Below are 26,489 nucleotides of genomic sequence, written 5' to 3' on the forward strand. Positions count from 1 at the left end.
TTCCACCGCGGGTCTACGGACGTAGCCGGCTTGTTGCCGGAGCATCCGCAACAGCGCCGTTACATTCAGAAAAGCGCTAGAAGATGCGGATCATGGAACAGACAAGACGCCAGCCCAGGAAACTAGGCTGGCGTTTTGTGTTGCTGGCCCTCGTGCTGGCCGTCCTCATCAGCGGAGTGGTCCGTTCCCTGTGGCTCGACGTCTACTTCATCCCGTCCGCTTCGATGGAACCGCTGTTCCGGGACGGCGACAGGATCCTCGTCTCCCGCACCGACTACCAGGCCCAGCCGGTGCGCCGCGGCGACATCGTCGTGTTTGACGGCCGCGGCTCCTTCGCCCCGCTGAACAGCGGCAAAGGGCCCGTGCTGGATACCCTGGCCGGCCTCGGGCACTGGCTTGGGCTGGCCGGAGCAGAGGATACCTACGTCAAGCGCGTCATCGGGCTCCCCGGGGACCACGTTCTGTGCTGCGACGCCGGCGGACGGCTGACAGTCAACGGCCAGCCGGTTGCGGAACCGTACCTGTACGGGGGAGACACCCCCAGCGAACTGAAATTCAGTGTGATCGTGCCGGCCGGACGACTCTGGCTGATGGGGGACCACCGCTCCATGTCGGCGGATTCCCGCAGCCTCCTGGGCGCCCCCGGCGGCGGCATGGTTCCGCTGGACCGGGTAATCGGCCGGCCGGTACAGATCATCTGGCCGCTTGATAGATTTGCAGCACTACCACGGCCCGCCGCGGCCGCCGCTACAACGATGAACAAGAACGGACAGTAGATGCCCGAGACCGGACCCCGGACTCCCGATCCGCGGGGGCAGGACCAGCCCCGGGTTACCTCCTCGGCGATCCCCGCCACGGAAGACCCCGTGGCCGCCGGGTACCCGGCCGAGCCTGCCCATCGTCCGGACGGCGGTCCCGCGCATGCCGGCGCATCCTCGGGACGTGCGAGGAGGGCGAAGGCCCGGGAACGGCACAGCCCCTTCTTCCTCTGGATGAAGGAAATCGCCACTGTGGTGATTGTTGCCATCGTGCTGTCCTTCCTCATCAAGACTTTTCTGTTCCGGGCGTTCTACATCCCGTCCGAATCCATGGTCAACACCCTGGACGTGAACGACCGCATCTTCGTGAACCTCCTGGTCCCGGAACCCTTCGCGCTGGAGCACGGAGACGTCGTCGTGTTCCGTGACACCCAGGGCTGGCTGGTTCCGGCCGCCGAGAAGCCGGTGGGGCCGTTCACCTGGGTGCAGGACGGGCTGACGTTCGTTGGCCTGCTGCCGGACAACTCGGAGCAGCACCTGGTCAAGCGCGTCATCGGGCTGCCCGGCGACCGCGTCGCCTGCTGCGACGGCGGCGGCCAGCTCACGGTCAACGGTGTGCCGCTGTCCGAGAAGTACATCAACCCCGCCGAAGTACCCCAGATCCGCGACTTCGACGTCGTCGTACCCGAAGGTAAAGTCTGGGTGATGGGGGACAACCGCAACCACTCCGCCGATTCCCGCGCCCATATGGAGAGCAACGGCGGTTTCGTGAATATCGCCGATATCGAGGGCAAAGCCGCGGTTATCGCCTGGCCGCTGAACCGCATCACCTCGCTGGATAACTACCCGGACGTCTTCCGCGGCGTGCCTGCGCCGGCCGGCAAGTAATGGCTGGCGCGTAGTGGCCGGCACGGCGTCCGCAGCACCCACCCTGGACTACGAGCGCCGCTTCCGAGGCTCCGGCGCCCGGCTCCTCGCCGGCATCGACGAGGTGGGCCGCGGAGCCCTGGCAGGACCGGTCAGCGTCGGAATAGCAGTCATTGACCTGGAACGGCAGGATCTCCTCGCGGATGTGCGGGACAGCAAGCTGCTCAAGGTGACGGAACGGGAACGCCTGGTGCCGCTGGTCCGGAGCTGGAGTGTCGCCTCCGCCGTCGGGCATGCCTCGGCCCATGAAATCGATGCACTGGGCATTGTGGGCGCGCTGAGGCTGGCCGGAACCCGCGCCTGGTCCGCCGTCCTTGCCGCCGGGGTGACCCCGGACGTGGTGCTGCTCGATGGCAGCCACAACTGGCTCTCGCCCGAGGCCCAGCCGTCGCTGTTCCATGACGGACCGGCGGAGGCCGGCTGTGACGCCCCGGTGCACACGCTCGTCAAGGCGGACATGCAGTGCCTGAGTGTCGCCGCGGCGTCCGTGCTGGCGAAGGTGGAGCGCGACGGGCTGATGCGCGGGCTGCACAGCGAATACCCGGCCTTCGGCTGGGACGAGAACAAGGGCTACGGCACCGCGGCGCATAAGGATGCCCTCCGCGCCGCCGGGCCCACTCCCTACCACCGGGTCAGCTGGCAGCTGCTCTAGGTCGCTGTGAACCTGGGCCCGGTCCGGCAGGGCAGCGGGCCCGTACGGGGGCGGTGGTGGCGCGCGGGCCGCGCCGGATGGTGCAAGATGGAACCATGAGTGCCGAGGACCTTGAAAACTATGAAACCGACATGGAGCTCCAGCTCTACCGCGAATACCGGGACGTTGTCGGGCTGTTCAGCTACGTGGTCGAGACCGAGCGGCGTTTCTATCTGGCCAACCACGTTGACCTGCAGGCCCGCAGCGCCGACGGTGAGGTGTACTTCGACCTCACGCTGCAGGACGCCTGGGTCTGGGACGTCTACCGCTCCGCCCGGTTCGTCAAGAGCGTCCGCGTCATCACCTTCAAGGACGTCAACGTCGAGGAACTTCCGCGCAGCGAGGAGCTGTCCCTGCCCAAGGTCGGAGACCTGGGCAACTGACCCCGGCGAAGCCTTAGGCCTGTTCGAGCCCGCGGATAATCCCGCCAAGGTTTGAATGCGGCTCTTTCAAGCCAGCGATTGTCGTGCTGAGAGTGGCCGAGTCCGCGACCTTGCTGATGTCCGGAAAACGAAGGACCGTTTCCGGGCGGTCTTCCTCTTCCGGGATGTAGCTCAGTTCGACGAAGACAGTGTCGACCTGATCCGGGAAGCCCCGCAGACGGTTCACACGATGAATTCGTTGTCATGAGCGTCCTCCTGATAGTCGGTCCAGCGCCGTTTGCCGGCAGCCGTGGGCGGCTGTGACAGAAGACTAGATCCCGGCTACGACATTCAGCGGCGTGACCGTAACCAGGATCCGCGGCTGCGAGGCATCGTCCGGAGTTACCCACATAGCGTGCCGGCCCCCTGTGACGTCCCTGCAGGCAGCCGCAGGCTGGTGTCATGAGAGCTAAGGATGTGCTGGGCCGGCGCGGGGAGGAACTCGCAGCCGGCTACCTTGAAGCCCAGGGCATGCGGATCGTGGACCGGAACTGGCGCTGCCCGGACGGCGAAATAGACATTGTTGCGCTCGATGGCGACGCGCTGGTCATCGCCGAGGTGAAGACCCGGAAATCCCTCGACTACGGGCACCCCTTCGAAGCTGTCGGCGTCGACAAACTTGCCCGGCTCCACCGCCTGGCTTCCGCCTGGTGCCGCCACCACGAGTTGCGGATGCCGCTGCGCCGGGTGGACGTGATTGCCGTGCTCGACGACGGCATCGGTGAGCCTTCTGTCGAACACCTCAAGGGGGTGGGATAAGTGGCGCTGGGCCGCACGTACTCCGTTGCCCTCGTCGGCCTCAACGGCTACATCGTCGAAGTCGAGGCGGACATCGGGCAGACCCTCCCGGCATTCATCATCCTGGGCCTGCCGGACGCCTCGCTCAACGAGGCCAAGGAGCGGATCCGCTCCGCCGCCCAGAACTCCGGCATTCCACTGAGCCGCCGGAAGATCACGGCCAACCTCATACCGGCATCGCTGCCCAAACGTGGCTCCGGCTTTGATCTCGCCATCGCCATGGCTGCCCTGCTGGCCTCCAACGACGTCCGTTCCACCGGACGCACGGTCTTCATCGCAGAACTGGGTCTGGACGGCAGGCTCCGCCCGGTCCGCGGTATTCTCCCCGCCGTCATGGCCGCGGTTCGGGCAGGCTACCCCGACATCGTGGTGGCGCAGGCCAACGCAGCCGAGGCCGGGTTGGTGCCCGGCGCACGGGTACAGGGCTACAGCACCCTGGCCCGCCTGGCCTTCGACTTCGGCGCCGATCCGCAGGGGCTGGCCCTCGACTTCGAACCCGAGCCCGAACCCGGCGACGCCGGAGCCGGCGCGGTCCCCGTCAGTCCGCCGGACATGTGTGATGTCTCCGGCCAGGCCGAGGCCCGGCGGGCCCTGGAAGTAGCCGCGGCCGGTGCCCACCATCTCCTGCTGACGGGGCCGCCGGGAGCGGGGAAGACAATGCTGGCCGAGCGGCTTCCGGGGCTCCTGCCCGATCTCGGCGATACCGAGGCCATGGAAGTGACCGCAATACACTCCCTCTGTGCACTGACGTCGGCCTCAGTGCAGCTCCTGCGCCGGCCACCCTACGAGAACCCGCATCACACGGCTACCTCCGCAGCCATCATCGGAGGCGGATCCGGGCTGCCACGTCCGGGGGCCGCGTCCCGGGCCCACCGCGGTGTGCTCTTCCTGGATGAGGCTCCCGAGTACGAACGCCGGGTCCTCGACGCATTGCGGCAACCGCTGGAGAGCGGCGAGCTGGTCATCCACCGGTCAGCGGGCACGGCGGCCTACCCGGCCAGGTTCCAGCTGGTCCTCGCGGCCAACCCCTGTCCCTGTGGCAAGGCATCGGGAAAGGGCATCGACTGCATCTGCACACCGACCATGCGACGGCGCTATCTGGCCCGTTTGTCCGGACCGTTGCTGGACAGGGTCGACATCCAGCTGCAGGTGGAGCGCGTGTCGCTCGCCGACTTCGGGCAGCCCGGCGCCGAGGAGGACACGGCCACCATCGCCGGGAGGGTCAAATCAGCACGTGAGCGCCAGCTCGGGCGGCTGCTTCCGTTCGGCATGGAGACGAATTCCCAGGTGCCCGGCCGGCTCCTGCGGGGTGCCTTGCGGCTCGACGCCGCCACGACAAGGATCCTGGATCATGCCCTGGAACGCGGCGTACTCACGGCCCGCGGCTACGACCGGGTGCTGCGCCTGGCCTGGACGCTTGCGGACCTGGCCCGGCGGGACGCCCCGGATTCCGACGACGTCGGGCAGGCGCTCAACCTCCGGCAGGCGTCCGCGGCCGCCTAACAGACGTAGTTGCGTACCATCCCCCCTGAAAAACTGCGCCGAGCGAATGCCATACGAACGATCAGCCTAAGAAAGGACCATCATGACCGAGACCGAAAGGACCGCGCGGGCGGCGTTGTCCCGGCTGTTCGAGCCGCAGGACGGCGCGGGCCTGGCGCTCGTGCACATCGCCGGGGCGGAGGATGCGCTGAGAATTGCCACCGGTCAGCTTGCCGCCGGACCGGAGCTGGAACGCGAAATGTCGCGCCTGCTGGAAGACAACACCTCCGGCGGCGGGTGGACAGGACTGGGCACCGCCCAGAAACGCTGGGCCCCGCGCGTGCCGGATCTGGCGCCCGAGCGGGACCTGGCCACCCTGCAACGGCTCGGCGGGCGCATGATCATCCCCTCGGACGAATTGTGGCCCCGGCAGTTGGCGGATCTTGGCCTGCAGGAACCACTGTGCCTCTGGTGGCGCGGCCTCGAGCAGGAGTTGCCCCCTGCCGCCAAGTCCATTGCCCTGGTCGGCTCCCGCGACAGCACCTCCTACGGTTCCGCCGTGACCGGCGACCTCGCCTACTCGCTGGCGCAGCGCGGCTTCACGATCGTCTCGGGCGGCGCGTATGGAATCGATGCGCATGCCCATCGTGCCGCCCTGGCCGGAGGCACCGGAGGCGCCGGTGGCGTACCCACGATCGCCGTGATGGCCGGGGGAGTGGACCGGTTCTATCCCTCCGGGAATGAGGAGCTGCTGCGGGCCGTCGCGAACCAGGGTGCGGTTCTGGCCGAGGTGCCGCCGGGCTCCGCGCCGACGCGGTACAGGTTCCTGCAGCGCAACAGGCTCATCGCCGCGCTGGCATCGGTCACGGTCGTCGTGGAAGCCCGCTGGCGCTCCGGGGCGCTCAATACCGCCCACCACGCCGAAACCCTGGGCAGGGCCGTCGGCGCCGTGCCGGGGTCGGTCCACAGCGCCAACTCCGCGGGCTGCCACCGGCTGCTCCGCGAGGGCGGAGCCGTCTGCGTCACCGATGCGGGGGAGATCGCCGAGCTCGCCTCCCCAAGCGGAGAATCGCTGCCCGAGGCCAGGACCGGCCGGGTGGAAGTCCAGGACGGTCTGACGCTTGAGGACCTCATTCTGCTGGACGCCCTTCCGTTGCGGACCACGAGCTCCGTCGAGAAGCTCACTGCCGTGGCGGGCCTGAGCGCTGACTCGGTCAGGGCTGGCCTTGGCCGGCTCGGATTGCTGGGTCTCGCCGAGTCTCACCGCGGCGGATGGAAGCGGTCCGGTAAGGCCGGCTGACGTCCGGCTGCGGGCCACTGGCGGCGGGCAGACCCGCGGCTCGCCGTCGGGCTCCTTGATTGCCGGGCGATTACTGCGAGAGTAGGGGCGTGTCTACCCAGCAGATCCCGGCCGCGCTGGCTACCGCCGCCGAGCGCTTTGGCCGCTACCTCGAGGCGGAACGCGGACGCTCGGCCCACACCGTGCGCGCCTACCTTTCGGATGTCGGCAGCATGCTGGCCCATGCGGCGTCCGAGGGTGTGGAAGGTCTCGACGGGCTGGAGCTCGGCACCCTGCGGCGCTGGCTCGGCTCCCAGAGTGAAGCGGGCATGTCCCGGGCCACCCTGTCCCGCCGCTCCGCCACCGCCCGGGCCTTCACGGCCTGGGCCGTCCGTGAGGAACTCATCGACGCGGACCCCGCCCTGCGGCTGAAGGCACCGAAGCGGGAGAAGACCCTGCCCGGCGTCCTGCACCAGGCGCAGGTCCTTCGGCTCGTTGAGGGCGCGGAATCCGCCGCGGCCGGGGGCGGGCCCCTGCCCCTGCGTGACCGGGCCATGGTCGAACTCCTCTACGCCACCGGCATCCGGGTCGGCGAACTGGCCGGCCTGGACGTGGATGACCTCGACCCCGACCGCCGGACCCTGCGTGTGCTGGGCAAGGGCAACAAGGAACGGACTGTGCCCTACGGGCTCCCGGCCGCGCTCGCCGTCGACGACTGGCTCCGCCGCGGGCGGCCCGCCCTCGCCTTGGACAGCTCCGGCCCCGCGCTGTTCCTCGGAGCCCGCGGGAAACGCGTCGACCAGCGGCAGGTCCGGAGCGTAGTCCACGATCTGCTGGAGGCGCTCGGGGACACCGCCGCCACCGGCCCGCACGCCCTGCGGCACTCTGCCGCCACGCACCTGCTCGACGGCGGTGCGGACCTACGCGCCGTGCAGGAAATCCTGGGCCACAGCAGCCTGGCCACCACCCAGATCTACACGCATGTTTCCGTCGAGAGGCTCCGCCAGAGCTACCAGCAGGCCCATCCGAGGGCCTGAAAGCAGCGATTCAAGCCGTGCCCGCTACCCGAATCGGGCCACTCTGTGGGCCCGCGCGGCGCGCCGGGAAAGACGCGCCGAATTGCACTGGCGTAATTAGGTGGCGTACGGCAGAATGAGACTCACGCCCGGCAACTTTCAAGTGTTGCTTGAAGCTCTTGAGCATCAAGTCCCACCCAGGAACCGGGCAGTAACTTAATAGTCTGGCAAGGACCACCGGCATCACTACGGACCCGCGCAACAGACAGACATCCAGGCAAGAGGTCGTTGGGGAAGACGTACCTACAGCTATGGAGGATGGAATGTCTGTTGCACTGACCCGCGGTGTGTTGTTCGTTCACTCGGCCCCGACTGCCCTGTGCCCCCACGTTGAGTGGGCCATAGGTTCTGTCGTGGACAAGCGGACGGATCTTGAGTGGACTGCTCAGCCAGCAGCGCCCGGAATGTTCCGGGCCGAGCTGTCGTGGACCGGAAATCCGGGCACGGGGGCTCAATTGGCGTCCGCACTCCGCGGCTGGGCGCACCTGCGCTATGAAGTTACGGAAGAGCCCAGCCAGGGCGTTGATGGCGGCCGCTGGTCCCATACGCCGGAGCTTGGCATCTTCCACGCCGCCACGGACGTGCACGGCAACATCATGGTCTCCGAGGACCGCATCCGCTACGCCTACGAATCCGGCGCCGGCGATCCGTCCGCGGTCTATCACGAGCTCTCGCTTGCCCTCGGCGAAGCCTGGGACGAGGAACTCGAGCCTTTCCGGCACGCCGCCGAAGGCGCCCCGGTCCGTTGGCTCCACCAGGTCGGCTAAGCGCCGGGCCCAAGGCTCACCCCCACAACACTCCATAGCTACGCAAAATGCCAGATGGCGGCAATGTCCACGGGACATTGCCGCCATCTGGCATTTGGCGAGGAGCGCGCCGGCAAAGGCGCGCCCCAAGGAAAACTAGTTGCTGCGGACGGCGATGACGGCGTTGTGGCCGCCGAAGCCGAAGGAATTGCTCAGCGCCACGATGCTGCCGGAGGGCAGGTCGCGGGCGCTCGTGACGACGTCGAGCGGGATCTCCGGATCCTGGTTCTCCAGGTTGATGGTCACCGGTGCCTTGCGCTCGTACACGGCCAGCACGGTCAGCACCGCTTCCACCGCACCGGAGGCGCCCAGCAGGTGGCCCATCTGCGACTTGGTAGCCGAGACTGCCACGTTGTCCACCTGCTTGCCCAGGGCCGCCTTGAGGGCCGCGTACTCCGGCTTGTCGCCGACCGGCGTCGAGGTGGCGTGCGCGTTGACGTGCACCACGTCTTCGGCCTGGATGCGGCCGTCGAACATGGCAGCCTTCAGCGCGCGGGTGGCGCCCAGGCCCTGGGGATCCGGGGCGGTGATGTGGTAGGCGTCGGCGGTGACCGAGGTGCCGGCCAGTTCGGCGTAGATCCGGGCGCCGCGGGCCAGGGCGTGTTCCTCGGCTTCGAGCACCAGAGCACCTGCGCCTTCACCCATGACGAAGCCGTCGCGGTCACGGTCGTAGGGCCGGGACGCGTGCTCGGGATCGTCGTTCCGGCGCGAGAGTGCCTGCATCGCGGCGAACGCGGCGATCGGCATCGGGTGGATGGCGGCTTCCGCGCCGCCGCAGACGACCACGTCGGCCTTGCCGGAGCGGATCAGGTCCAGGCCCATGTGGACGGCCTCGGTGCCGGAGGCGCAGGCGGAGACGGGGGTGTGGGCGCCGGCGCGGGCACCCAGGTCAAGGCTTACCGCCGCTGCCGGGCCGTTGGGCATCAGCATGGGGACGGTCATCGGCAGGACACGGCGGGGGCCCTTCTCGCGCAGTGTGTCCCACGCATCCAGGAGGGTCCAGACGCCGCCGATGCCGGTGGCGAAGGCCACGGCGAGCCGGTCGTGGTCAACGTCGGTGATGCCGGAGTCGGCCCAGGCCTCGCGGGAGGCGACGACGGCGAACTGCGTGGACGGATCCATGCGCTTGGCTTCGACCCGGCTCAGGACTTCAGTCGCGGGGGTGGAAGCGCGTGCGGCAAAGTGGACGGGCAGTTCGTACTTGGCCACCCAGTCATCTTCAAGGGTGTGCGCGCCGGAGACGCCCTTGAGCGCGTTCTTCCACATCGTGGGGACATCGCCGCCGATGGGTGTGGTGGCACCCAGACCGGTAATGACTACTTTGCGTGCCATGGGATCACTCTCTGTCGGTGCGCCCGCCGTATCGGGAACCTGGGAAGGTGGCCGGGCTTGCGTTTGGAAAACTATGGGGTCTTGTACTTGCTGTTCCTGCAAATGGCGCGGTCCGGGGTGCAGTTGCGCCCCGGACCGGCCCGGGCCGAGATTAGGCCTGTGCGCTGGCGATGAAGCTGACGGCGTCGCCGACGGTCTTGAGGTTCTTGACCTCTTCGTCCGGGATGCGTACGCCGAACTTCTCTTCTGCGTTGACGACGATCGTCATCATGGAGATGGAGTCGATGTCCAAGTCCTCGGTGAAGGACTTGTCCAGTTCGACGGCTTCGGTGGCGAGGCCGGTCTCTTCGTTGACGATTTCGGCCAGGCCGGCCAGGATCTCTTCGTTGCTAGCCATTGATGGCTCCTTTTCTTGTTATGCCCTGGACGGCCGGTGTGCCGGCCGCTTCGGGCGGAAATGATTCAAACCGAGGGTTCGGCTTGGTGTGGGATTTGAAGACGGGAAAGCGGTGGGCGCCTAGGGAAGCACGATCACTTGGGCACCGAAGACCAGTCCGGCACCGAAGCCGATCTGCAGTGCAAGCCCGCCGCTGAGCTGCGGGTTTTCCTGCAGCAGGCGGTGGGTTGCTAGGGGGATGGACGCGGCGGAGGTGTTGCCGGCGTCGGCGATATCGCGCGCAACGATGACCGACTCCGGGAGCTTGAGCTTCTTGGCCATCTCGTCGATGATGCGCATGTTCGCCTGGTGCGGGATGAAAGCCGCGAGGTCGTCGGCGGTGATGCCTGCGACGTCCAGGGCCTGCTGGGCAACCTTGGCCATCTCCCACACGGCCCAGCGGAACACGGTCTGGCCGTCCTGGCGCAGCGTCGGCCAGACGGCGGCGTCGGTCACGGCGGCCTCTTCTTCGCTGAGCGCGCCGCCGTGCTTGCCGGTGGTGGCGAGCTCGCGGAGGTCCAGCATGGAGTGGGTCATCCCGATCGCATCCCACTTGCTGCCGTCCGAGCCCCAGACCGACGGGCCGATGCCCGGGGTGTCTGAAGGGCCGATCACGACGGCGCCGGCGCCGTCGCCGAGCAGGAAGGAGATAGTGCGCTCGGTGTTGTCGATGACGTCGGAGAGTTTCTCCGCGCCGACCACCAGGACGTAGTCGGCCGCGCCGGAGCGGACCAGGGAGTCGGCCTGGGCGATCCCGTAGCAGTAGCCGGCGCAGGCGGCGGAGATGTCGAAGGCCGGGGCCGGCGTCGCGCCGAGGCGGTCGGCGAGGCTGGCGGCGGCGGACGGCGTCGCGTACGGGTGGGTCACGGTGGAGACGATCACGGCGCCGAGCTGGGATGCCTCGATTCCGGCCTTCTGCAGGGCCTCGCGGGCGGCGCCCTCGGCCATGTCGATGACGCTGACCTCGGCGGGGGCGCGGTGCCGGGTGATGATGCCGGTGCGCTGGCGGATCCACTCATCGGAGGAGTCGATCCACTGGCACACATCATCATTCGTGACGATCACGCTGGGCCGGTAGGCGCCGACTCCCATCACACGGGTGTTCTCGTGCAGGGGCAGCTGCTTCAAAGTGGGCACGCTCATGCCTGTCCTTCCAGTTCTGCGAATAGGGCCAGGGCGGCGGACAGATCGTCCGGGGTCTTGACGGTGACGGTCTTTACGCCGGGCATGGCGCGCTTGGCCAGGCCGGCCAGCGTTCCGGCCGGGGCCAGTTCGATCAGGCCGGTCACGCCGCGGTGCACCAGGGTCTCCATGCAGAGGTCCCAGCGGACCGGGCGGGACACCTGGGCGATCAGGCTGTCGACGACGGCGTCGCCGTCGGTGATTTCCGCGCCGTCGAAGTTGGAGAGCAGGGGAACCTGCGGCGTCCGCGGGTGCAGCGAGGGCCGGAGGGCCCGAAGCGCCGCCGCAGCGGGGGACATGTGCGAGGTGTGGAAAGCGCCTGCAACCTTCAGCGGGATCACCCGGGCCTTCGCCGGCGGGTTCCCGGCGAGGGCCCGGAGCTGGTCCAGTGTCCCGGCGGCGACGGTCTGGCCCGCGCCGTTGACGTTCGCCGCGGTGGCACCGCAGGCCTCAATCGAGGCCAGGACCTCGGCCGGGTCCCCGCCCACGACGGCGCTCATGCCGGTGGGGGTGGCCGCAGCCGCGGCGGCCATGCTGTTGGCGCGTTCGCGGACGAACGTCATGGCTTCGGTGTCGGTCAGGACGCCGGCCAGGGCCGAGGCCGTGATTTCACCGACGGAGTGGCCGGCGAGGATCACCGGAAGGGTGCCGAGTTCGACGTCGAACAACGACTTCGCGGCGACCAGCCCGGCGGCGACGATCAGGGGCTGCGCAACGGCCGTGTCCTTGATGGTCTCCTCATCGGAGGTGGTGCCGTGGGCGGTGAGGTCGATGCCTGCGATTTCGCTGAGGGAGGCCAAGTGGCCTGCGACGGAAGGCAGTTCCAGCCAGGGGGCCAGAAAACCGGGGGTCTGGGAGCCCTGTCCAGGGCAAACGATTGCAAGCACGTATCCAGCTTTCCAAACTACTGCGTGATTATCGGTGTATTCATGCACCAAGCTCACAGGGTCACTTTGTAGGAAGTCTACAACTGATCAGGAGTTGTTGCGGGACGGTTGGCGTTCCGTAGCGGGCTTCGGCGGGGCCGCGAGCCTGCCCACCACAAGGGCCGTCTGGAGTACGAAGGCCTCCCGGGGCAGGAGCGGATCCCACCCGGTCACGTCGCAGACCCGCTTGAGCCGGTAGCGCACCGTGTTGGCGTGGACGAAGAGTTCCCGGGCCGTCGCCTCGAGCGAATGGCCAAGTTCCAGATAGGTCCCGAGGGTCTCCACGAGTCCGTTGGAGGCGGCCAGCAGGGGCCGGTAGATGTTCTTGACCAGGGAGCGCCGGGCGGCGTCGTCGCCGGAGATCACCCGTTCGGGCAGGAGGTCGTCCGCTGCTACCGGGCGCGGCGCGGCGGGCCACGCCCGGGCCGCGGTCAGCCCCGCGAAGGCGGACTGGGCGGAACTGCTGGCCTCCAGCAGGGAGCCCGCCTCGGCGCCGTAAACAACCGGTCCCGGGGCGAAGAGTTCGGCAAGTTTGAGGTAGGCGGTCTCACGGTCATGGACTCCGCCGAGGATAAGGATGAGGCGGTCGCCCTGGATACCGACGAGGGCGTCCTCGGCGAAGCGCCCCGCCGTGCGGCGCAGTTCGCTGACGTAGCTGGCACTCGGTTCTGACGGGGAATTTCCCACCATCACGGTAAAGCGTTCCTGTGCCTTCCAGCCCAGGGCGGCGATCCTGGACCGCAGGGCATCGGTGTTTTCGCCCCGCAGGATGGCGTCAACAATAAGCGCTTCCAGCCGGGTGTCCCAGGATCCGCGGGATTCCGCGGCGCGGGCGTAGACGTCGGCCGCGGCGAAGGCGACCTCGCGGGAGTAGCGCAGCACCGCTTCCCGCAGGGCGGACTGGTCCGCCTCCGGGGCGATGATGGGCACCTGGTCCTCAACCACTTCCACGACGATCCGGATGAGCTGGAGGGCTTTCTGCAGGCTGATGGAGCGGGTGAGTTCGGTCGGCGCGGTGCCGAAGACGTCGGAAAGGATCCACGACGGCGAGCTGGGACGCTCGTACCAGGTAACGAAGGCCGCAATGCCGTTCTGGGCCACCATGCCCAGGGCGGAGCGTTCGTCGGAGTTCAGCCGGCTGTACCACGGCAGCGATTTCTCCAGCTGGCGCAGCGTCGTGGTGGACAGTTGGCCCACGCTTCCCCGGAGCTTCTTGAGCGTCTCGACCTTTTCCGGGGACATCGCCCTCGAGGCGGGGCTGCGTTTTGCGGGAGTGGTGATCGGCTCGGACATGCATCGAGCATACGGTGCCCGCCGCCCAAGCTCCATTTGTGCAAAGGCTACAACCCGCCTTGGGCTGGATCACAGTCCCAAATCACGGCGCCGGATCACAATGCCGGATCAGTGCCGCGCCGGGCGCCTCCATGGGCTTAAGCGCAGACGGCGGCCCCCACCTTCCGGAAGGGAACCGCCGTCGTACCGTGTTCTTGCCTCACGGCCCGGTCTGGGACCGGGCTTAGGAGTCGCCGCCCGCGTTGCCGGTGGTGCCGGCGTTGACGTTGTGCAGGCGGTACTTCTCGATGGCCTGCGCCGGAGCCTGGGCATCCACCTCGCCGCGGCGGGCCAGCATCTGCAGGGAACGGACCACCACGGAGTGGATGTCGTTCTTGAAGAAGCGGCGGGCTGCGGCGCGGGTGTCGGAGAAGCCGAAGCCGTCGGCACCGAGCGAGGCGAACTCGTTCGGGAGGAACTGGCGGATCTGGTCCGGCACGGCCTTCATATAGTCGGTGACGGCCACGATCGGCCCCGTGGCGCCGGCGAGTTGTTCGGTGACGAACGGGACGCGGGCGGGCTGGCCGGGGTTGAGGAAGGCGTCTTCCTCGGCGGCCATGGCGTCGCGGCGCAGTTCGGTCCAGGACGTCACGGACCAGACGTCCGCGGAGACGCCCCAGTCCTCGGCGAGGACCCGCTGGGCTTCGAGGGCCCAGGGGACGGAGACACCGGAGGCCAGGATCTGCGTGCGCGGGCCGTCGATCTTGGCCGGTGCGAGCAGGTAGATGCCCTTGATGATGCCTTCGACGTCGAGTTCCGCCGGTGCCGGCGGCTGCACGATCGGCTCGTTGTAGACCGTGATGTAGTACATCAGGTTCCGCGACGGGTCGTTGTCGGCAGGGCCGGGGCCGTACATACGGTTGAGGCCGTCGCGCATGATGACGCCGATCTCATAGCCGTAGGCCGGGTCGTACGAGACGACGGCCGGGTTGGTGGAGGCCAGGATGGGGGAGTGCCCGTCGGCGTGCTGCAGGCCCTCGCCGGTCAGGGTGGTGCGGCCCGCGGTGGCGCCGATGATGAACCCGCGGGTCATCTGGTCTGCCGCGGCCCAGAAGGAATCGCCGGTGCGCTGGAAACCGAACATCGAGTAGAAGACGTAGATCGGGATCAGCGGTTCGCCGTGGGTGGCGTAGGACGTACCCGCAGCAGTGAACGCCGCTACGGAACCGGCCTCGTTGATGCCGGCGTGCACGATCTGCCCGGAGATGGACTCCTTGTACGCCAGGACGAGTTCGCGGTCCACGGAGAGATAGTTCTGGCCGTTCGGGTTGTAGATCTTGGCGGTGGGGAAGAACGCGTCCATGCCGAAGGTGCGTGCCTCATCCGGGATGATCGGCACAATCCGCTGGCCGAACTCCTTGTCCCGCATGAGGTCCTTGAGCAGGCGGACGAAGGCCATGGTGGTGGCGGCCTGCTGCTTGCCGGAGCCGCGGTTGGCCACTTCGTAGACCTTGTCCTCCGGGAGGGTGATCTCGCTGTGCCGGGAACGGCGTTCGGGGACGAAGCCGCCGAGTTCCTTGCGGCGGCCCATGAGGTATTGGATCTCGGGGGAGTCCATGCCGGGGTGGTAGTACGGGGGCCGGTACAGGTCGGCGTCGAGCTGCTCGTCCGTGATCGGGATGCGCAGGTGGTCGCGGAAGGCCTTGAGGTCCGCCATGGTGAGCTTCTTCATCTGGTGCGTGGCGTTGCGGCCCTCGAAGTGGGTGCCCAGGCCGTAGCCCTTGACCGTGTGCGCCAGGATGACCGTCGGCTTGCCCTTGAACTCAGTGGCGGCCTTGTATGCGGCGTAGACCTTGTTGTAGTCGTGGCCGCCGCGCTTGAGGTTCCAGATCTCGTCGTCGGTGAGGTCCTGGACCATTTCCTTGGTCTGCGGGGTCTGGCCGAAGAAGTGCTCGCGGACGAACGCGCCGGACTCGGCCTTGTACGTCTGGTAGTCGCCGTCGACCGTCTCGTTCATGATCTTCACCAGCGAACCGTCCTCGTCCTTGGCCAGGAGCTTGTCCCACTCACGGCCCCAGACCACCTTGATGACGTTCCAGCCGGCACCGCGGAAGAAGGCTTCGAGTTCCTGCATGATCTTGCCGTTGCCGCGGACGGGTCCGTCGAGGCGCTGGAGGTTGCAGTTGATGACGAAGTTGAGGTTGTCGAGCTTGTCGTTCGCGGCGAGCTGGAGCAGGCCGCGGGACTCGGGCTCGTCCATTTCGCCGTCGCCCAGGAACGCCCAGACCTGCTGGTCCGAGGTGTCCTTGATGCCGCGGTTGGCCAGGTACCGGTTGGACTGCGCCTGGTAGATGGCGTTCATCGGGCCGATGCCCATGGAGACGGTGGGGAATTCCCAGAACTCCGGCATCAGGCGCGGGTGCGGGTACGAGGAAAGGGCGTGGCCTTCCTTGGACTTCTCCTGCCGGAAACCGTCGAGGTCCTCTTCGGACAGCCGGCCTTCCATGAAGGCGCGGGCGTACATGCCGGGGGAGGCGTGGCCCTGGAAGAAGACCTGGTCCCCGCCGCCGGGGTGGTCCTTGCCGCGGAAGAAGTGGTTGAAGCCGACCTCGTAGAGCGTCGCGGCACCGGCATAGGTGGAGATGTGCCCGCCGACGCCTATATCGGCGCGCTGGGCCCGGTGCACCATAATGGCGGCGTTCCAGCGCAGCCAGGCGCGGTACTTGCGCTCGATTTCCTCATCCCCGGGGAACGGTGCTTCCTGGTCCACGGGGATCGTGTTCACATAGTCCGTGGTGGTGACCATCGGTACGCCCACGCTCTGCGCCCCGGCCCGCTGGAGCAGGCTGCGCATAATGTACTGGGCACGTTCCGTGCCCTGTTCCTGAATCAGGTCATCCAGGGACTCCAGCCATTCGGCGGTCTCTTCCGGATCACGATCAGGCAGCTGGTTTGTCAACCCGCTGAGGATATGGGAGGTATCTCCTGCAGCCACGTCCAACCTCTCTTTGAGCGCATCCAGCGGCGCCCTCAGCTCCTGGCAGGGTAACTGCCCGGCGTGAACGCGACGCGTGCGACATTTCGGTTACAACAGCCCGGTCATGTGTGCCGGGCAAGGTCCAATCACAACTATGCCTGCCGGTTTCGGCAGGGCGGCCGCCCGAGCGGGCGTAGTCGTCACCAGCCACTCTAGCCGCGGGAGCTTGAGGATGCGTAGCGGGACGCATGAAGGCACTGCCGTATTTCACGGGCATACTGGTTGTGTGACGAAGAACCGCCCGGTGGTGTTCGGATCGCCCTGTGTGACGCAGAATATGGCGGATCGCGGTGCCAACAGCTTGAAGCGCAGGCTCAAAGGGTGTTGGCTTGGAGTAATGGAAATCACTAGAGCTATTGAAAACACTAAGCATAGGAGCAACACGTGAGCGAGGCCGACGCCGCCACTTCGGTAAATGTGGCGGAAAAACTGGGTTTCAAAACCGGGGATCTGATTCAGGAATTCGGTTATGACGACGACGTCGACTTCGACTTGCGCGACGACATCGAAGACCTCACGGGCTCCGAACTGTTCGATGAGGATGACCACGAAGTAGTCGATGCCGTCATTCTTTGGTGGCGTACCGGCGACGGTGACCTCGTTGACACGCTGGTTGACTCGCTGACCACTCTGGCTGAGGGCGGCGTTATCTGGGTGCTGACCCCGAAGTCCGGCCGGGTGGGCTATGTTTCACCGGCGGACATCCAGGATGCCGCACCCACCGCAGGCCTGCACTACACCACCTCCGCCGGCGTCTCCAAGGACTGGAGCGCCACCCGAGTTACGCGGAAGAACAAGTGACCCCAGCGGGCACAGCGGTGCAGCAGGCCGTCGAAGCGGGCGTGCCCGCCGTCGGCGAGCCGGCCCCTGACTTCGAACTGCTGAACCAGTACGGCGAACCCGTGCGGCTCTCCGCATTGCGCGGCCGCAGCGTCGTCGTCGTCTTCTTCCCCTTCGCGTTCTCCGGCATCTGCACGGGCGAACTGTGCGAGATCCGGGACAACCTGGCACTCTTCGAGGACTCCGGCGCCACCGTGCTAAGCATCTCTGTGGACAGTAAGTTCGCCCAGCGGGCGTACGCGGAGAAGGAAGGCTATGCCTTCGACCTCCTCGCCGACTTCTGGCCGCACGGCGCAGTCGCCGAACAGTATGGCGTGTTTGATCCCGAAAGCGGCATGGCCCGGCGGGGTACGTTCATCATCGACGCGGACGGCATCGTGCGCTTCGTGGTGGTGAATCCCCGCGGCCAGGCCCGGGACTTCACCGAATACCGTGCCGCCCTGGCGGGACTCGCCGGGAACTGACGGCGGGACAGACAGGGTGATGCAGCGGCGTCCGGGGATCGGCATGACTGGCTTCGCCAGTCTTCCCCCGGTTGCGGCCGCGGAGCCTGCCCGCGATGAACTCCGGGTCCTGCAGGAAATTCACGCGGTGCTGGCCGGCGGGCGTTTCGCCCTGCTGACCGGCGCCGGCCTCAGCACGGACTCCGGCATTCCGGACTACCGCGGGCTAGGGGCCGCACTCCGGGCGCCCATGACCTACCAGGAATTCATCGGCGAAGCGGACAACCGCCGCCGCTACTGGGCCCGCAACCACATCGGCTGGTCGCACCTGCGCCGGGCGGAGCCCAACGACGGCCATGCCGCCGCCGCCCGGCTGGAACACCGCGGCCTGCTCACCGGACTGATCACCCAAAACGTGGACCGGCTTCATGAGGACGCCGGCAGCATCAACGTGGTGGACCTGCACGGCCGCTTCGACCAGGTGGTGTGCCTCGCCTGCCACCGCCGCTACAGCAGGACGCTGCTGGCGGGCGTGCTGGAAGAACTCAACCCCGGCTTCCTAGAGCGCGCCCTGGCCGCCGGCGCCGTCGAGATGGCTCCGGACGCCGACGCGGCCATCGAGGACACCGGGCTGATCGAAAGTTTTGTGGTGGCACGCTGCCCGGCCTGCAGCGGCACCCTCAAGCCCGACTTCGTGTACTTCGGCGAGAACGTCCCCAAGGACCGGGTGGAGCGCTCCTACGCCATGGTCGATGACGCGGGCGCCCTCCTGGTGGCGGGTTCCTCGCTGACGGTGATGAGCGGACTGCGGTTCGTCCGGCACGCAGCCAAGCACGGCAAGCCGGTGGTCATCATCAACCGGGGCCAGACCCGCGGGGATGAGCTCGCCACGATTAAGCTCGACGCCGGCGTCAGCGAGTCCCTGGGCTGGCTTGCCGGGGAGCTTCCACCGCTCTAAGTCCGATTGGCGTTCAGCCGGGTATATCCGGTACAGTAACTGTTCGTTGGTTGAAGCGTGGAAGCGCAGAACCAGCGGTTTGGGTCTTTAGCTCAGCTGGTAGAGCGCCACGTTTACACCGTGGATGTCATCGGTTCGATCCCGGTAGGACCCACCAAGTTACGCAGCCCCGTTGTTCTGGAGATCCCCGGAACGGCGGGGCTTTTGCGTGGTTCCGGGCGTGTCGACTTCCGTAGAGTTCTTGCCTACTCTTCCGATGAATTCTGTAGAATTACAGTGGCATCCAACGGCCTGCGGGGGCTGATGCTCCCTGAATCCTCCCTGGCCGTTCAAGCGGGAAGGAATTCGGGCAGCCAGTGCCTGACCACGTCGTGCAGGCCCTATTAGGGTATGAGGACCCGCAGACCAAGCTGCGCCTCTACAGTTTCCCTACTTCCAGGTCGTGCCGTCGGTGACCTTGTGCACGCCCCCACTACTGTCAACGTAGGCCTCGCACCGGTAGGTCATCTCCCTGATCTGGCCGCCGACGTCGAGCGAGCGAAGGTCGCCGGCGACAACGTAGAGGGAGCCACCATAGGCCTGTGTGCTGTTCTTAAGGACCGCGGTGGACTTGAACTCCGGGGTTGCCTCAGCCGGGAGCTTTGTCTTAACCGCCTGGTGGCAGGCGTCCTCTGCCGCCTGCGGACCTGCCGCTTCGTATCTGGATTGGGATATTGAGAACCCTGCAACGACCACGGCAAGGACGCCGAGTGCGATGAGCGGCTTCTTGAGTTTCGCGCCGAGCGGGATGCGCTCAACCGTGGCCACACCGCTGGACCACTCGCCGACCCGGCGGAAGCCGGCGTTCCGGACGTGACTGTCTGCAGCCTTCTGATTGTCTGCTGTCTGCTTCTGATAGACGATGGCGCCGGCTGCGTCGGTGATGCTGATGGGCCGGATCACCGCCGTTGTCAGGGTGTATGCGCTGCTGTTGCTGAAGCCCTGCGCATCACGCTGGCCCGGCTCCCCAAGGACTGCCGTGAGTGGACGTTGAACGCTGGACATGAGACTCCCCCATCCGCTGGCCACCGGGCGGCGGCTCCGACAGCATCCTAACCGTTCGGTAGGAAACGATGACATGGGGTCATCGTGTCCACACAACAAAGCGCCCCCGTGCCGTGGTCGGGGGGACCACAGCACGGGGGCGATTCCGGACGTCCGGCCGCTATTGGGGGTTGCAACCGGACCTGGTGAGCATAGTTGGGTACGAATTTCAAGTCAACCGAAGGCGTTGTCAGCTCACTGACCTGCACATACTCTGAATTGGGGTGTGGCCCGGGCAACCAAAGTTGGGGGCAGGCCACACGGCGTGCGCGTCACGCCGGTCCCTGCAACAGGCTGGCTCCACGGTCTCAACACTATGGAGCCAGCTTGCAGGGCCGATGCAGCGCCCTCGGCCGGGGTCTTGTATTCTCGGCAATGACGAATTGTAAAGTTTTGCGATGCACAGGCGAGGCCGCGGCAACACTCCTGCCCCACCCGGAGCACGAGGCCTTCAAAATTCCGCTGTGCCAAGCTCATGATGTTGCCGTAAAAAGCGGAGCTCAATGGCTCATGGACGGCGACTTCGGTGTACCGACTGGAGACGGTTCAACCACAGGGGGCGGGTACACCGTCCGCATGGGATCGGACCTGCCGATTGTGATCACTTCGTCCAACCTGTCCCAGACCACCGGCAGCAGCCCAGGTGTACTCATGACCCTGTGTTCAGACGGTCCGGGGATTCCAAGCTCCACAGAATTCTGGATCGACTCTTTTCAGGGGCAGCATCTCGGTGAATTCTTCAGTGGCCAACCGCGTACCAACCCCTGACACAACCGAAAAGCCCCGCACCACCGTGAGATGATGCGGGGCTTTCGTGTGTCTACTCGCTGGGTCACTCCCGGGTGTCGTACACCTGAACCGAGGTCTGGTCAGGGGGTACGGCAGAAGAAGTCCTTCGAGATCAAGGACGCCGCGAAAGCGCACCTCACCTGGGTCGAGCACAACCAGCGCGCCGGGACCTACGTGTCCCAAGACCGGGGAAGGGTGTTCGTCCGGGACCTCCTCCCCGAATGGGTCGACGCCCAGGCGCACCTGAAACCCTCCACGCTCGCCGCGACCAAGTCCGACGTCCGCGCCACCATCCGCCCCTACTGGGGTGACAAGATCCTCGCCGACATCCGCCGCGCCGACGTCCAGGCGTGGGTGTCCGGGATGGGGAAGGCCGCCCGGACCGTCGACACCATCTACGGCCGGTTCCGTTCCTTCCTGAACTGGTGCGTCGAAGAGGGCAGGATCGTCGCGTCCCCAGCCAAAGGCGTGAACCTCCCGCAGGGGGTGAAGCGGGAACACATCTACCTCACCGTCGCCGAGGTCGAGCGGCCGGCCGGCTCCATCGCCCCGCACTACCGCGACCTCGTCTGGTTCCTCGCCACCACCGGACTCCGGTTCGGGGAGGCCGCCGAGCTCCGGACCAAGGACATCCACCTGAGGCGCCAGCGGCTCCGCGTGGCCCGCTCCATCACCGATGTCGGCGGCCGCATGATCATCGGCCCACCGAAGAACGGACTGGAGCGCGACGTGCCCATGACAGCCTTCGTCGCCGAGCAGTTGCAGAACCGGCTGCAGGGGAAGGCCCGGGACGACCTCGTGTTCCCGACGCCGAGAGGGAAGGCCATGCGCTCGAACAACTTCAAGCGCCGCGACTATGACCCCGCTGTCACCGCCGCCGGGCTACCGTCCGAGCTGTGGGTCCACGACCTCCGGCACACCGCCGCGTCCCTCGCCATCCACTCCGGCGCCTCAGTGAAGTCCGTCCAGCGCATGCTCGGCCACGCCTCAGCGAAGATCACCCTCGACGTCTACGCCGGCCTCTTCGACCAGGAACTCTCCGACGTCGCCGCCCGCATGGACTCCCTCATTCAGACCCACCGGAAGCTGACCCTCCCTGAAATCTCCCTGACCCCTGAAAAGTCCGCGTGATGTAGGCGAATACTCCCACGTTTACACCGTGGATGTCATCGGTTCGATCCCGGTAGGACCCACCAAGTTACGCAGCCCCGTCAGTGCCGGCCCAGAAGCCAGCACGGCGGGGTCTTGCTTTGTCGCTTGGAGCATCGCGGCTCCATCAAAACTGTCACAGCCCCGCCCTAATGTGGCGGTCATGGAACATGTGATGGTGAAGACTGGTGCCGACGGCAGGCCAGTGGCGGTGGTCCGCGGCGGCCGCGAATGGATGGTCGGCGCCGAGCCGGTCCGCTGGTTTGAGCGGGTGAGCTGGTGGGAAGCCGAGCGGCGGATGCCGAAGGGCCTGAGCCGCGTCGATGTAGAGGTCTGGCAGGTCCAGGCGAGGCTAGGCCGAAACCCGGGTTCGGCCCTGACCACCATGGAAATCATTCGGGACGGGCTGGGCGGCGGCTGGCGGCTACGGGAGGCCGTAGCGGACGCGGCGTAGCGGCGCAGGACCCGATCGGGCAATACCGGACCGGATCGGGCAATGGAAAAGCCTTCCACCGCGACTATTGGGGGATGCCGCGGTGGAAGGCTTGTAATGAATATACCGTGAATATTTGGAAATGTGAAACGTCCAGGGGCTGTTTCACCGCCGGCAATTGGCCTAATCGATGGCTAAATCGCGGGCCCCCGGCCGGGCGTGCCTAGTAGAAGTGGATCGGGTCCACAAGGTGCGGGAGCTCGCCGCCGTCGAGGAACGCCCGCAGATTGCTGCGGAATCGTTCCGCGATCAGGCGGTTCTCCGCCGCGCTCAGGGCAGAGGTGTGCGGGGAGACCATCGCCCTGGGGTGGGTCCACAACGGACTGTCCGCCGGGAGCGGCTCGACGGCGAACACGTCCAGGCAGGCGTAGGACACCTGGCCATTATCCAGCGCCTCCAGCAGGGCCTCCTCATCCACCACGGTGCCGCGCCCCACGTTCACGAATACGGTTCCCGGCTTCATGGCAGCGAAGACCTCGCGGTTGAACAGCTTCTCCGTGAACGGCGTCCCGGGCAGGGTGTTAACGACGGCGTCCGCCATCGGGAGCAGCCCGGCCAGGCCGGCGTTGTCCGTCACTGCCTCAATCCCGTCGATCGCCTCCACCGTGCGCTTGGTGCCGCTGACCGTCATGCCCAGGGCGCGGGCGATCCGGGCCGTCTCCAGTCCGATCTCTCCGAGTCCGGTGATGACCAGATGCGAGCCGTTGACCAGCCTCGTGGGGGTGCGCACTTCCGGCCACACCTTCGCGGCCTGGTCCTGGGCCAGTTCGGCGCTTCGCTTGAAGCCGTTGAGGATGCCGAGCGCGGAGAACTCCGCCAGCGGCAGCGCGTGCACGCCCGCGGAGCTGGTGATCTTGAGCCCGGCGATGGTTTCGGCGTCGAGCCCCGATGCCTTAACGGTACCGCCGGCTCCGGCAGCCATCGCGTGGATCCACTGCAGGTGCGGATTGCTGCGGGCGATCCTGGCCAGGCCGTCCGGGTTCTCGTTTGGGAAGCCGTAGAGTACCTGCGCCCGGTTCAGCAGCTCCCAGTAACGCTCCTCCTGCTCCGGGGTGCGGCGGAAGGCCGGGTCACCGGTATGGTCCGCGGGGTAGCGTTCCGGCGGGAGCAGCTCGGGCTCGTAGAGCACCGTCACGGATGGATCTAGGGCGCGGATGCGCTCCACCTGCTCAGCTTCAAGGGGGACGGCGATCGCGACGATGGTCTCAACAGGGGTCATGGAACCATCCTATGGACTGGTGCCGAGCTGCCTGGTATTCGCCGGTCCGGTATTCGCCGGTCCGGCTAGTGGTGCTGGACCGGGACGAAGACTCTCGGCTGGTTCTGCCACTCGGGCTCCATCTCGGTGATGGTCTCGCGCATGATCCTGTCGGATGCTTCACGGGCCGCGGCGGCGTTTCCGGCGGCAATCGCCTCGGCCACGTCCACATGCCATTGCAGGGCTGTTTCACGCGGGTGGTCGGGCATCAGCCCGTGCACGGTGCGCCCGGTCAGCGTTTCGGCGACCTGTCCCACCATGTTGGCGAACATTTCGTTGCCGGATCCGGTCAGCAGCAGCGAGTGGAAATGGATGTCCAGTTCCAGGAACCGCGGAACATCCCCGGCCTGGCCGGCGTCGCGCATGGCATGGGAGATTTCAACCAGCTCGCGTCGCAGCTCCTCGGGGGCATTGGTTGCGGCCAGTTCGGCGGCCACGGGCTCGACGGCGGTGCGCAGCTCGGCGAGGGATCGGAGCTGGGCTCCGCGGCCTTCGCCGGCCAGGCGCCAGCGGATCACCTGGGGATCAAAGGGGTTCCAGCGGTTCGCCGGGAGCACCCGGATGCCGACGCGCTTGGTCGTTTCGACCAGGCCGAGGGACTGCAGGACACGCACCGCCTCCCGGACCACCGAGCGGGAGACTTTGAGTTCGTCTTCGAGGTGCTCGGCCAGCATGATGTGGCCGGCCGGGAGCTCGCCCGCGACGATGCGGGTGCCGAGGTGCTCGATGGCGCGGTGGTGGAGGCTGGTTGACATAGTCGTAAGCATAATGCGGCGGACATCCATCCGGCCGCCGTGCCCGCCCAGGTCCAGGACACAACTGCGGGGAGGGCTGAGGCATAGTCGTGGGCGTGTCCGGCAGATGACGGCGGCAAGCCGCGCTGTCCCGGGGCTCCGGCACGACGCTCCCGCCCAGTTGCTTCCATGCCCGCCGGCCGGCACCCGCGGAATGCCGAGGAATCCCGCGGTTCCCTGGGGCTGGAACGGGTTCCGGAACCGGGCAACTGGGCTGGAACGTCGTCACCCGGGGGAGCGGGAATAGGAACTTGATTGGCCCCGGTGTCGTCGCTTGTTTTGGCCCCACCCCGGGTAGAGTTTCCGGCTTGGCGGCCTGCGCGGCGGGGTTTCGTGGTTGCGGGCCGGCAGATTCTTCGGGACATGGTGGCAGATGAGCGGCCACCATGCCAACGGGTCGCCGTAGATGGCCGGGATGGCGGCCTCATACCGGCCATCTCTGTCGAATGGGCGTACGTGGCGCCCGCCATCAGCCTCTACCGGATAGCCAAAACCACCAGCATCGCCAAAGCCATCAGACGGTGATGGTGGTAGTAGGCCGTTGGCCGGAACGCCAACAGCACCCTCAAGCTCGCCAGAATCAAGCCACTACCTACGACCTTGCACCAGCCCTGGTCGGAGGGGAGGTCGCCGGGAATCATAGACTGTTTGTGACGCGCCGGATTCCGCAACGTGGGCACCGCTTTCCCGTAGCCCGCAGAAATACATATGGTTTATTCACAGCCACTGTTCCCATGAAGCGTGTTCCGCAGCCAAGCGCGGGACGAACTGCACTCGTTGCACAGAATGAATTGGAGTTTTGATGTCAGCACACATCGGTGTCACCGGCCTTGCGGTGATGGGGGCCAACCTTGCCCGCAACCTGGCCCGGAACGGCTTCACCGTTGCCCTGCACAACCGGTCCGTCGAAAAGACCGACGCACTTCTGGCCAAGCACGGCCACGACGGCGACTTTGTCCGGACGGAGACGCTCCGGGAACTCGTTGACTCGCTGGAGAAGCCGCGCCGCGTGCTGATCATGGTGAAAGCCGGCAAACCGGTCGACTCCGTGATCGAGCAGCTCGAGCCGCTCCTGGAACCGGGCGACATCATTATCGACGCCGGCAACTCGCACTACGAGGACACCCGCCGCCGCGAAGCCTCGCTGGCCAAGAAGGACCTGCACTTTGTCGGCATCGGCGTCTCGGGAGGCGAGGAAGGCGCTCTCAACGGCCCCTCGATCATGCCCGGCGGCTCCAGGGAGTCCTACGACGCCCTCGGACCGCTCCTGGAAAAGATCGCCGCCCACGTGGACGGCAGGCCGTGCTGCGCCTGGATCGGCACCGACGGCGCCGGCCACTTTGTCAAGATGGTCCACAACGGCATCGAATACGCCGACATGCAGGTCATCGGCGAAGCCTTCGACCTGCTGCGCTCCGGCGCGGGAATCGAACCGGCCGAACAGGCGAAGATCTTCACGGAGTGGAACAAGGGCGATCTCGCCTCGTTCCTGATCGAAATCTCCGCCGAGGTCCTCGGCCACGTTGACGCGAAGACCGGCAAGCCGTTTGTCGACGTCGTTGTGGACGCCGCCGGCCAGAAGGGCACCGGCCGCTGGACGGTCATCTCCGCGCTCGAGCTGGGATCCCCGACGTCGGGCATCGCAGAGTCCGTCTTTGCCCGGGCCCTGTCCTCCCAGACGGAGCAGCGCGTGCTGGCCCAGGAACTCCTGGCGGGCGGCGAGGCCGCCGTCGAGATCCCCGAGAGCTTCGTCGAGGATGTCCGGCAGGCGCTGTACGCCTCCAAGCTGGTCTCCTACGCCCAGGGACTGGACATGCTCACCTCCGCGGCCAAGGAATACGGCTGGGACCTGAAGCTGGACGAGATCGCCTCGCTGTGGCGCGGCGGCTGCATCATCCGTGCGGAACTGCTCAAGGAAATCACCAAGGCCTACGCCGCGGCTGAGAAGCCGGCCAACCTGCTCTTCGCCCCGGCGTTCACCAAGGCGATCGCCGATGTCCTTCCGGCCTGGCGCCGCGTGGTCTCCACCGCGGTCCAGCTCGGCATCCCGGTGCCGGTGTTCTCCTCCTCGCTGGCCTACTACGACGGACTGCGCCGCAAGCGCCTGCCCGCGGCCGTCATCCAGGGACAGCGTGACCTCTTCGGCGCCCACACCTACGGCCGTGTCGACGCCGAGGGCACCTTCCACACCCTCTGGGGCGAGGACAAGTCCGAGATCGAGGCAGTGGACACCCACTAGTCCCGGCCCGACGACGCCG

At 66.9% G+C, this 26,489-nt stretch carries 25 protein-coding genes and 1 tRNA gene; 16 read left to right on the forward strand and 10 right to left on the reverse strand.

The annotated features are described in order from the left end of the window. The first annotated feature begins 92 nt into the window (after positions 1 to 92). From lepB (ACZYZE_RS07225) to ACZYZE_RS07240, 4 genes are all read left to right on the forward strand, one after another. Positions 93 to 776 carry a signal peptidase I gene (gene lepB / locus ACZYZE_RS07225; protein ID WP_459317595.1) on the forward strand — a complete coding sequence of 228 codons (684 nt, stop codon included), beginning with the start codon at positions 93 to 95 and terminating at the stop codon, positions 774 to 776. After that, positions 777 to 1,646, forward strand: coding sequence for a signal peptidase I (gene lepB, locus ACZYZE_RS07230; protein ID WP_459317596.1), 870 nt, complete (start codon positions 777 to 779; stop codon positions 1,644 to 1,646). A gap of 13 nt (positions 1,647 to 1,659) precedes the next feature. Then, a complete protein-coding gene (rnhB, locus tag ACZYZE_RS07235; RefSeq protein WP_459317597.1) occupies positions 1,660 to 2,337 on the forward strand; it encodes a ribonuclease HII in 678 nt (225 codons plus the stop codon). A gap of 95 nt (positions 2,338 to 2,432) precedes the next feature. After that, entirely contained in the window at positions 2,433 to 2,759 is a 327-nt protein-coding gene (locus tag ACZYZE_RS07240) for a DUF2469 domain-containing protein (RefSeq protein ID WP_459317598.1), read from the forward strand. Positions 2,760 to 2,772: 13 nt separating this feature from the next. Here ACZYZE_RS07240 and ACZYZE_RS07245 read toward each other — a convergent pair whose 3' ends face one another. Further along, entirely contained in the window at positions 2,773 to 2,985 is a 213-nt protein-coding gene (locus ACZYZE_RS07245; protein WP_459317599.1) for a hypothetical protein, read from the reverse strand. A gap of 215 nt (positions 2,986 to 3,200) precedes the next feature. On the opposite strand from ACZYZE_RS07245, the gene ACZYZE_RS07250 reads away from it, so the two are divergent. The 5 genes from ACZYZE_RS07250 (at position 3,201) to ACZYZE_RS07270 (ending at position 8,200) form a co-directional block, all read left to right on the forward strand. Continuing rightward, on the forward strand, positions 3,201 to 3,557 hold the full coding sequence (locus tag ACZYZE_RS07250) for a YraN family protein (RefSeq protein WP_463907106.1): 357 nt from the start codon (positions 3,201 to 3,203) through the stop codon (positions 3,555 to 3,557). Next, positions 3,558 to 5,099 carry a YifB family Mg chelatase-like AAA ATPase gene (locus ACZYZE_RS07255; protein ID WP_463907108.1) on the forward strand — a complete coding sequence of 514 codons (1,542 nt, stop codon included), beginning with the start codon at positions 3,558 to 3,560 and terminating at the stop codon, positions 5,097 to 5,099. Between the two features lie 82 nt (positions 5,100 to 5,181). Beyond that, complete coding sequence (gene dprA, locus ACZYZE_RS07260) at positions 5,182 to 6,378, forward strand: DNA-processing protein DprA (RefSeq protein ID WP_459317602.1); 1,197 nt, start codon at positions 5,182 to 5,184, stop codon at positions 6,376 to 6,378. Positions 6,379 to 6,467: 89 nt separating this feature from the next. Further along, positions 6,468 to 7,394, forward strand: coding sequence for a tyrosine recombinase XerC (locus ACZYZE_RS07265; protein WP_463907111.1), 927 nt, complete (start codon positions 6,468 to 6,470; stop codon positions 7,392 to 7,394). 302 nt (positions 7,395 to 7,696) lie between these two features. Continuing rightward, on the forward strand, positions 7,697 to 8,200 hold the full coding sequence (locus ACZYZE_RS07270; protein ID WP_024368243.1) for a DUF3145 domain-containing protein: 504 nt from the start codon (positions 7,697 to 7,699) through the stop codon (positions 8,198 to 8,200). Positions 8,201 to 8,335: 135 nt separating this feature from the next. Here ACZYZE_RS07270 and fabF read toward each other — a convergent pair whose 3' ends face one another. The 6 genes from fabF to aceE all read right to left on the reverse strand — a co-directional run bounded on the left by fabF (position 8,336) and on the right by aceE (position 16,382). Continuing rightward, the gene (gene fabF / locus ACZYZE_RS07275; protein ID WP_463907112.1) at positions 8,336 to 9,571 is read right to left on the reverse strand and encodes a beta-ketoacyl-ACP synthase II; all 1,236 of its coding nucleotides are present in this window, start codon (positions 9,569 to 9,571) and stop codon (positions 8,336 to 8,338) included. 151 nt (positions 9,572 to 9,722) lie between these two features. Continuing rightward, positions 9,723 to 9,968: an acyl carrier protein gene (locus ACZYZE_RS07280; protein ID WP_137323090.1), complete on the reverse strand. Its 246-nt coding sequence runs from the start codon at positions 9,966 to 9,968 to the stop codon at positions 9,723 to 9,725. 120 nt (positions 9,969 to 10,088) lie between these two features. Continuing rightward, on the reverse strand, positions 10,089 to 11,150 hold the full coding sequence (locus ACZYZE_RS07285; protein WP_463907114.1) for a beta-ketoacyl-ACP synthase III: 1,062 nt from the start codon (positions 11,148 to 11,150) through the stop codon (positions 10,089 to 10,091). After that, positions 11,147 to 12,076 (reverse strand): ACP S-malonyltransferase, encoded by a 930-nt coding sequence (locus ACZYZE_RS07290; RefSeq protein ID WP_463907116.1) that lies wholly within the window; start codon positions 12,074 to 12,076, stop codon positions 11,147 to 11,149. The genes ACZYZE_RS07285 and ACZYZE_RS07290 overlap by 4 nt, the downstream gene beginning before the upstream one ends. Before the next feature lie 87 nt (positions 12,077 to 12,163). After that, positions 12,164 to 13,408, reverse strand: a complete 1,245-nt coding sequence (locus tag ACZYZE_RS07295) for a PucR family transcriptional regulator (protein WP_463907118.1) — start codon at positions 13,406 to 13,408, stop codon at positions 12,164 to 12,166. 223 nt (positions 13,409 to 13,631) lie between these two features. Continuing rightward, complete coding sequence (aceE, locus tag ACZYZE_RS07300) at positions 13,632 to 16,382, reverse strand: pyruvate dehydrogenase (acetyl-transferring), homodimeric type (RefSeq protein ID WP_463907119.1); 2,751 nt, start codon at positions 16,380 to 16,382, stop codon at positions 13,632 to 13,634. A gap of 426 nt (positions 16,383 to 16,808) precedes the next feature. Between aceE and ACZYZE_RS07305 the strand changes: the two genes are divergently transcribed. The 4 genes from ACZYZE_RS07305 (at position 16,809) to ACZYZE_RS07320 (ending at position 18,822) form a co-directional block, all read left to right on the forward strand. After that, positions 16,809 to 17,225 (forward strand): DUF3052 domain-containing protein, encoded by a 417-nt coding sequence (locus ACZYZE_RS07305; RefSeq protein WP_459317609.1) that lies wholly within the window; start codon positions 16,809 to 16,811, stop codon positions 17,223 to 17,225. After that, positions 17,222 to 17,728, forward strand: a complete 507-nt coding sequence (locus ACZYZE_RS07310) for a peroxiredoxin (RefSeq protein WP_459317610.1) — start codon at positions 17,222 to 17,224, stop codon at positions 17,726 to 17,728. The genes ACZYZE_RS07305 and ACZYZE_RS07310 overlap by 4 nt, the downstream gene beginning before the upstream one ends. 43 nt (positions 17,729 to 17,771) lie before the next feature. Further along, positions 17,772 to 18,665: an NAD-dependent protein deacetylase gene (locus ACZYZE_RS07315; RefSeq protein WP_463907122.1), complete on the forward strand. Its 894-nt coding sequence runs from the start codon at positions 17,772 to 17,774 to the stop codon at positions 18,663 to 18,665. Positions 18,666 to 18,746: 81 nt separating this feature from the next. Then, positions 18,747 to 18,822, forward strand: a tRNA-Val gene (locus ACZYZE_RS07320). Between the two features lie 272 nt (positions 18,823 to 19,094). On the opposite strand, the gene ACZYZE_RS07325 is transcribed toward ACZYZE_RS07320, so the two are convergent. Continuing rightward, positions 19,095 to 19,709 (reverse strand): hypothetical protein, encoded by a 615-nt coding sequence (locus tag ACZYZE_RS07325; protein WP_463907124.1) that lies wholly within the window; start codon positions 19,707 to 19,709, stop codon positions 19,095 to 19,097. Positions 19,710 to 20,564: 855 nt separating this feature from the next. On the opposite strand from ACZYZE_RS07325, the gene ACZYZE_RS07330 reads away from it, so the two are divergent. Further along, a complete protein-coding gene (locus tag ACZYZE_RS07330; protein ID WP_463907125.1) occupies positions 20,565 to 21,668 on the forward strand; it encodes a tyrosine-type recombinase/integrase in 1,104 nt (367 codons plus the stop codon). A 193-nt stretch (positions 21,669 to 21,861) separates the two neighbouring features. Beyond that, positions 21,862 to 22,140 (forward strand): hypothetical protein, encoded by a 279-nt coding sequence (locus ACZYZE_RS07335; protein WP_463907127.1) that lies wholly within the window; start codon positions 21,862 to 21,864, stop codon positions 22,138 to 22,140. A gap of 202 nt (positions 22,141 to 22,342) precedes the next feature. On the opposite strand, the gene ACZYZE_RS07340 is transcribed toward ACZYZE_RS07335, so the two are convergent. Beyond that, entirely contained in the window at positions 22,343 to 23,398 is a 1,056-nt protein-coding gene (locus ACZYZE_RS07340; protein WP_459317613.1) for a D-2-hydroxyacid dehydrogenase, read from the reverse strand. A gap of 65 nt (positions 23,399 to 23,463) precedes the next feature. Further along, the gene (locus tag ACZYZE_RS07345) at positions 23,464 to 24,192 is read right to left on the reverse strand and encodes a FadR/GntR family transcriptional regulator (RefSeq protein WP_463907129.1); all 729 of its coding nucleotides are present in this window, start codon (positions 24,190 to 24,192) and stop codon (positions 23,464 to 23,466) included. 841 nt (positions 24,193 to 25,033) lie between these two features. Here ACZYZE_RS07345 and gnd point away from each other — a divergent pair. Next, positions 25,034 to 26,470 carry an NADP-dependent phosphogluconate dehydrogenase gene (gnd, locus tag ACZYZE_RS07350; RefSeq protein ID WP_463907131.1) on the forward strand — a complete coding sequence of 479 codons (1,437 nt, stop codon included), beginning with the start codon at positions 25,034 to 25,036 and terminating at the stop codon, positions 26,468 to 26,470. The last annotated feature ends 19 nt before the right edge of the window (positions 26,471 to 26,489 follow it).

Source organism: Pseudarthrobacter woesei, from assembly GCF_055412745.1.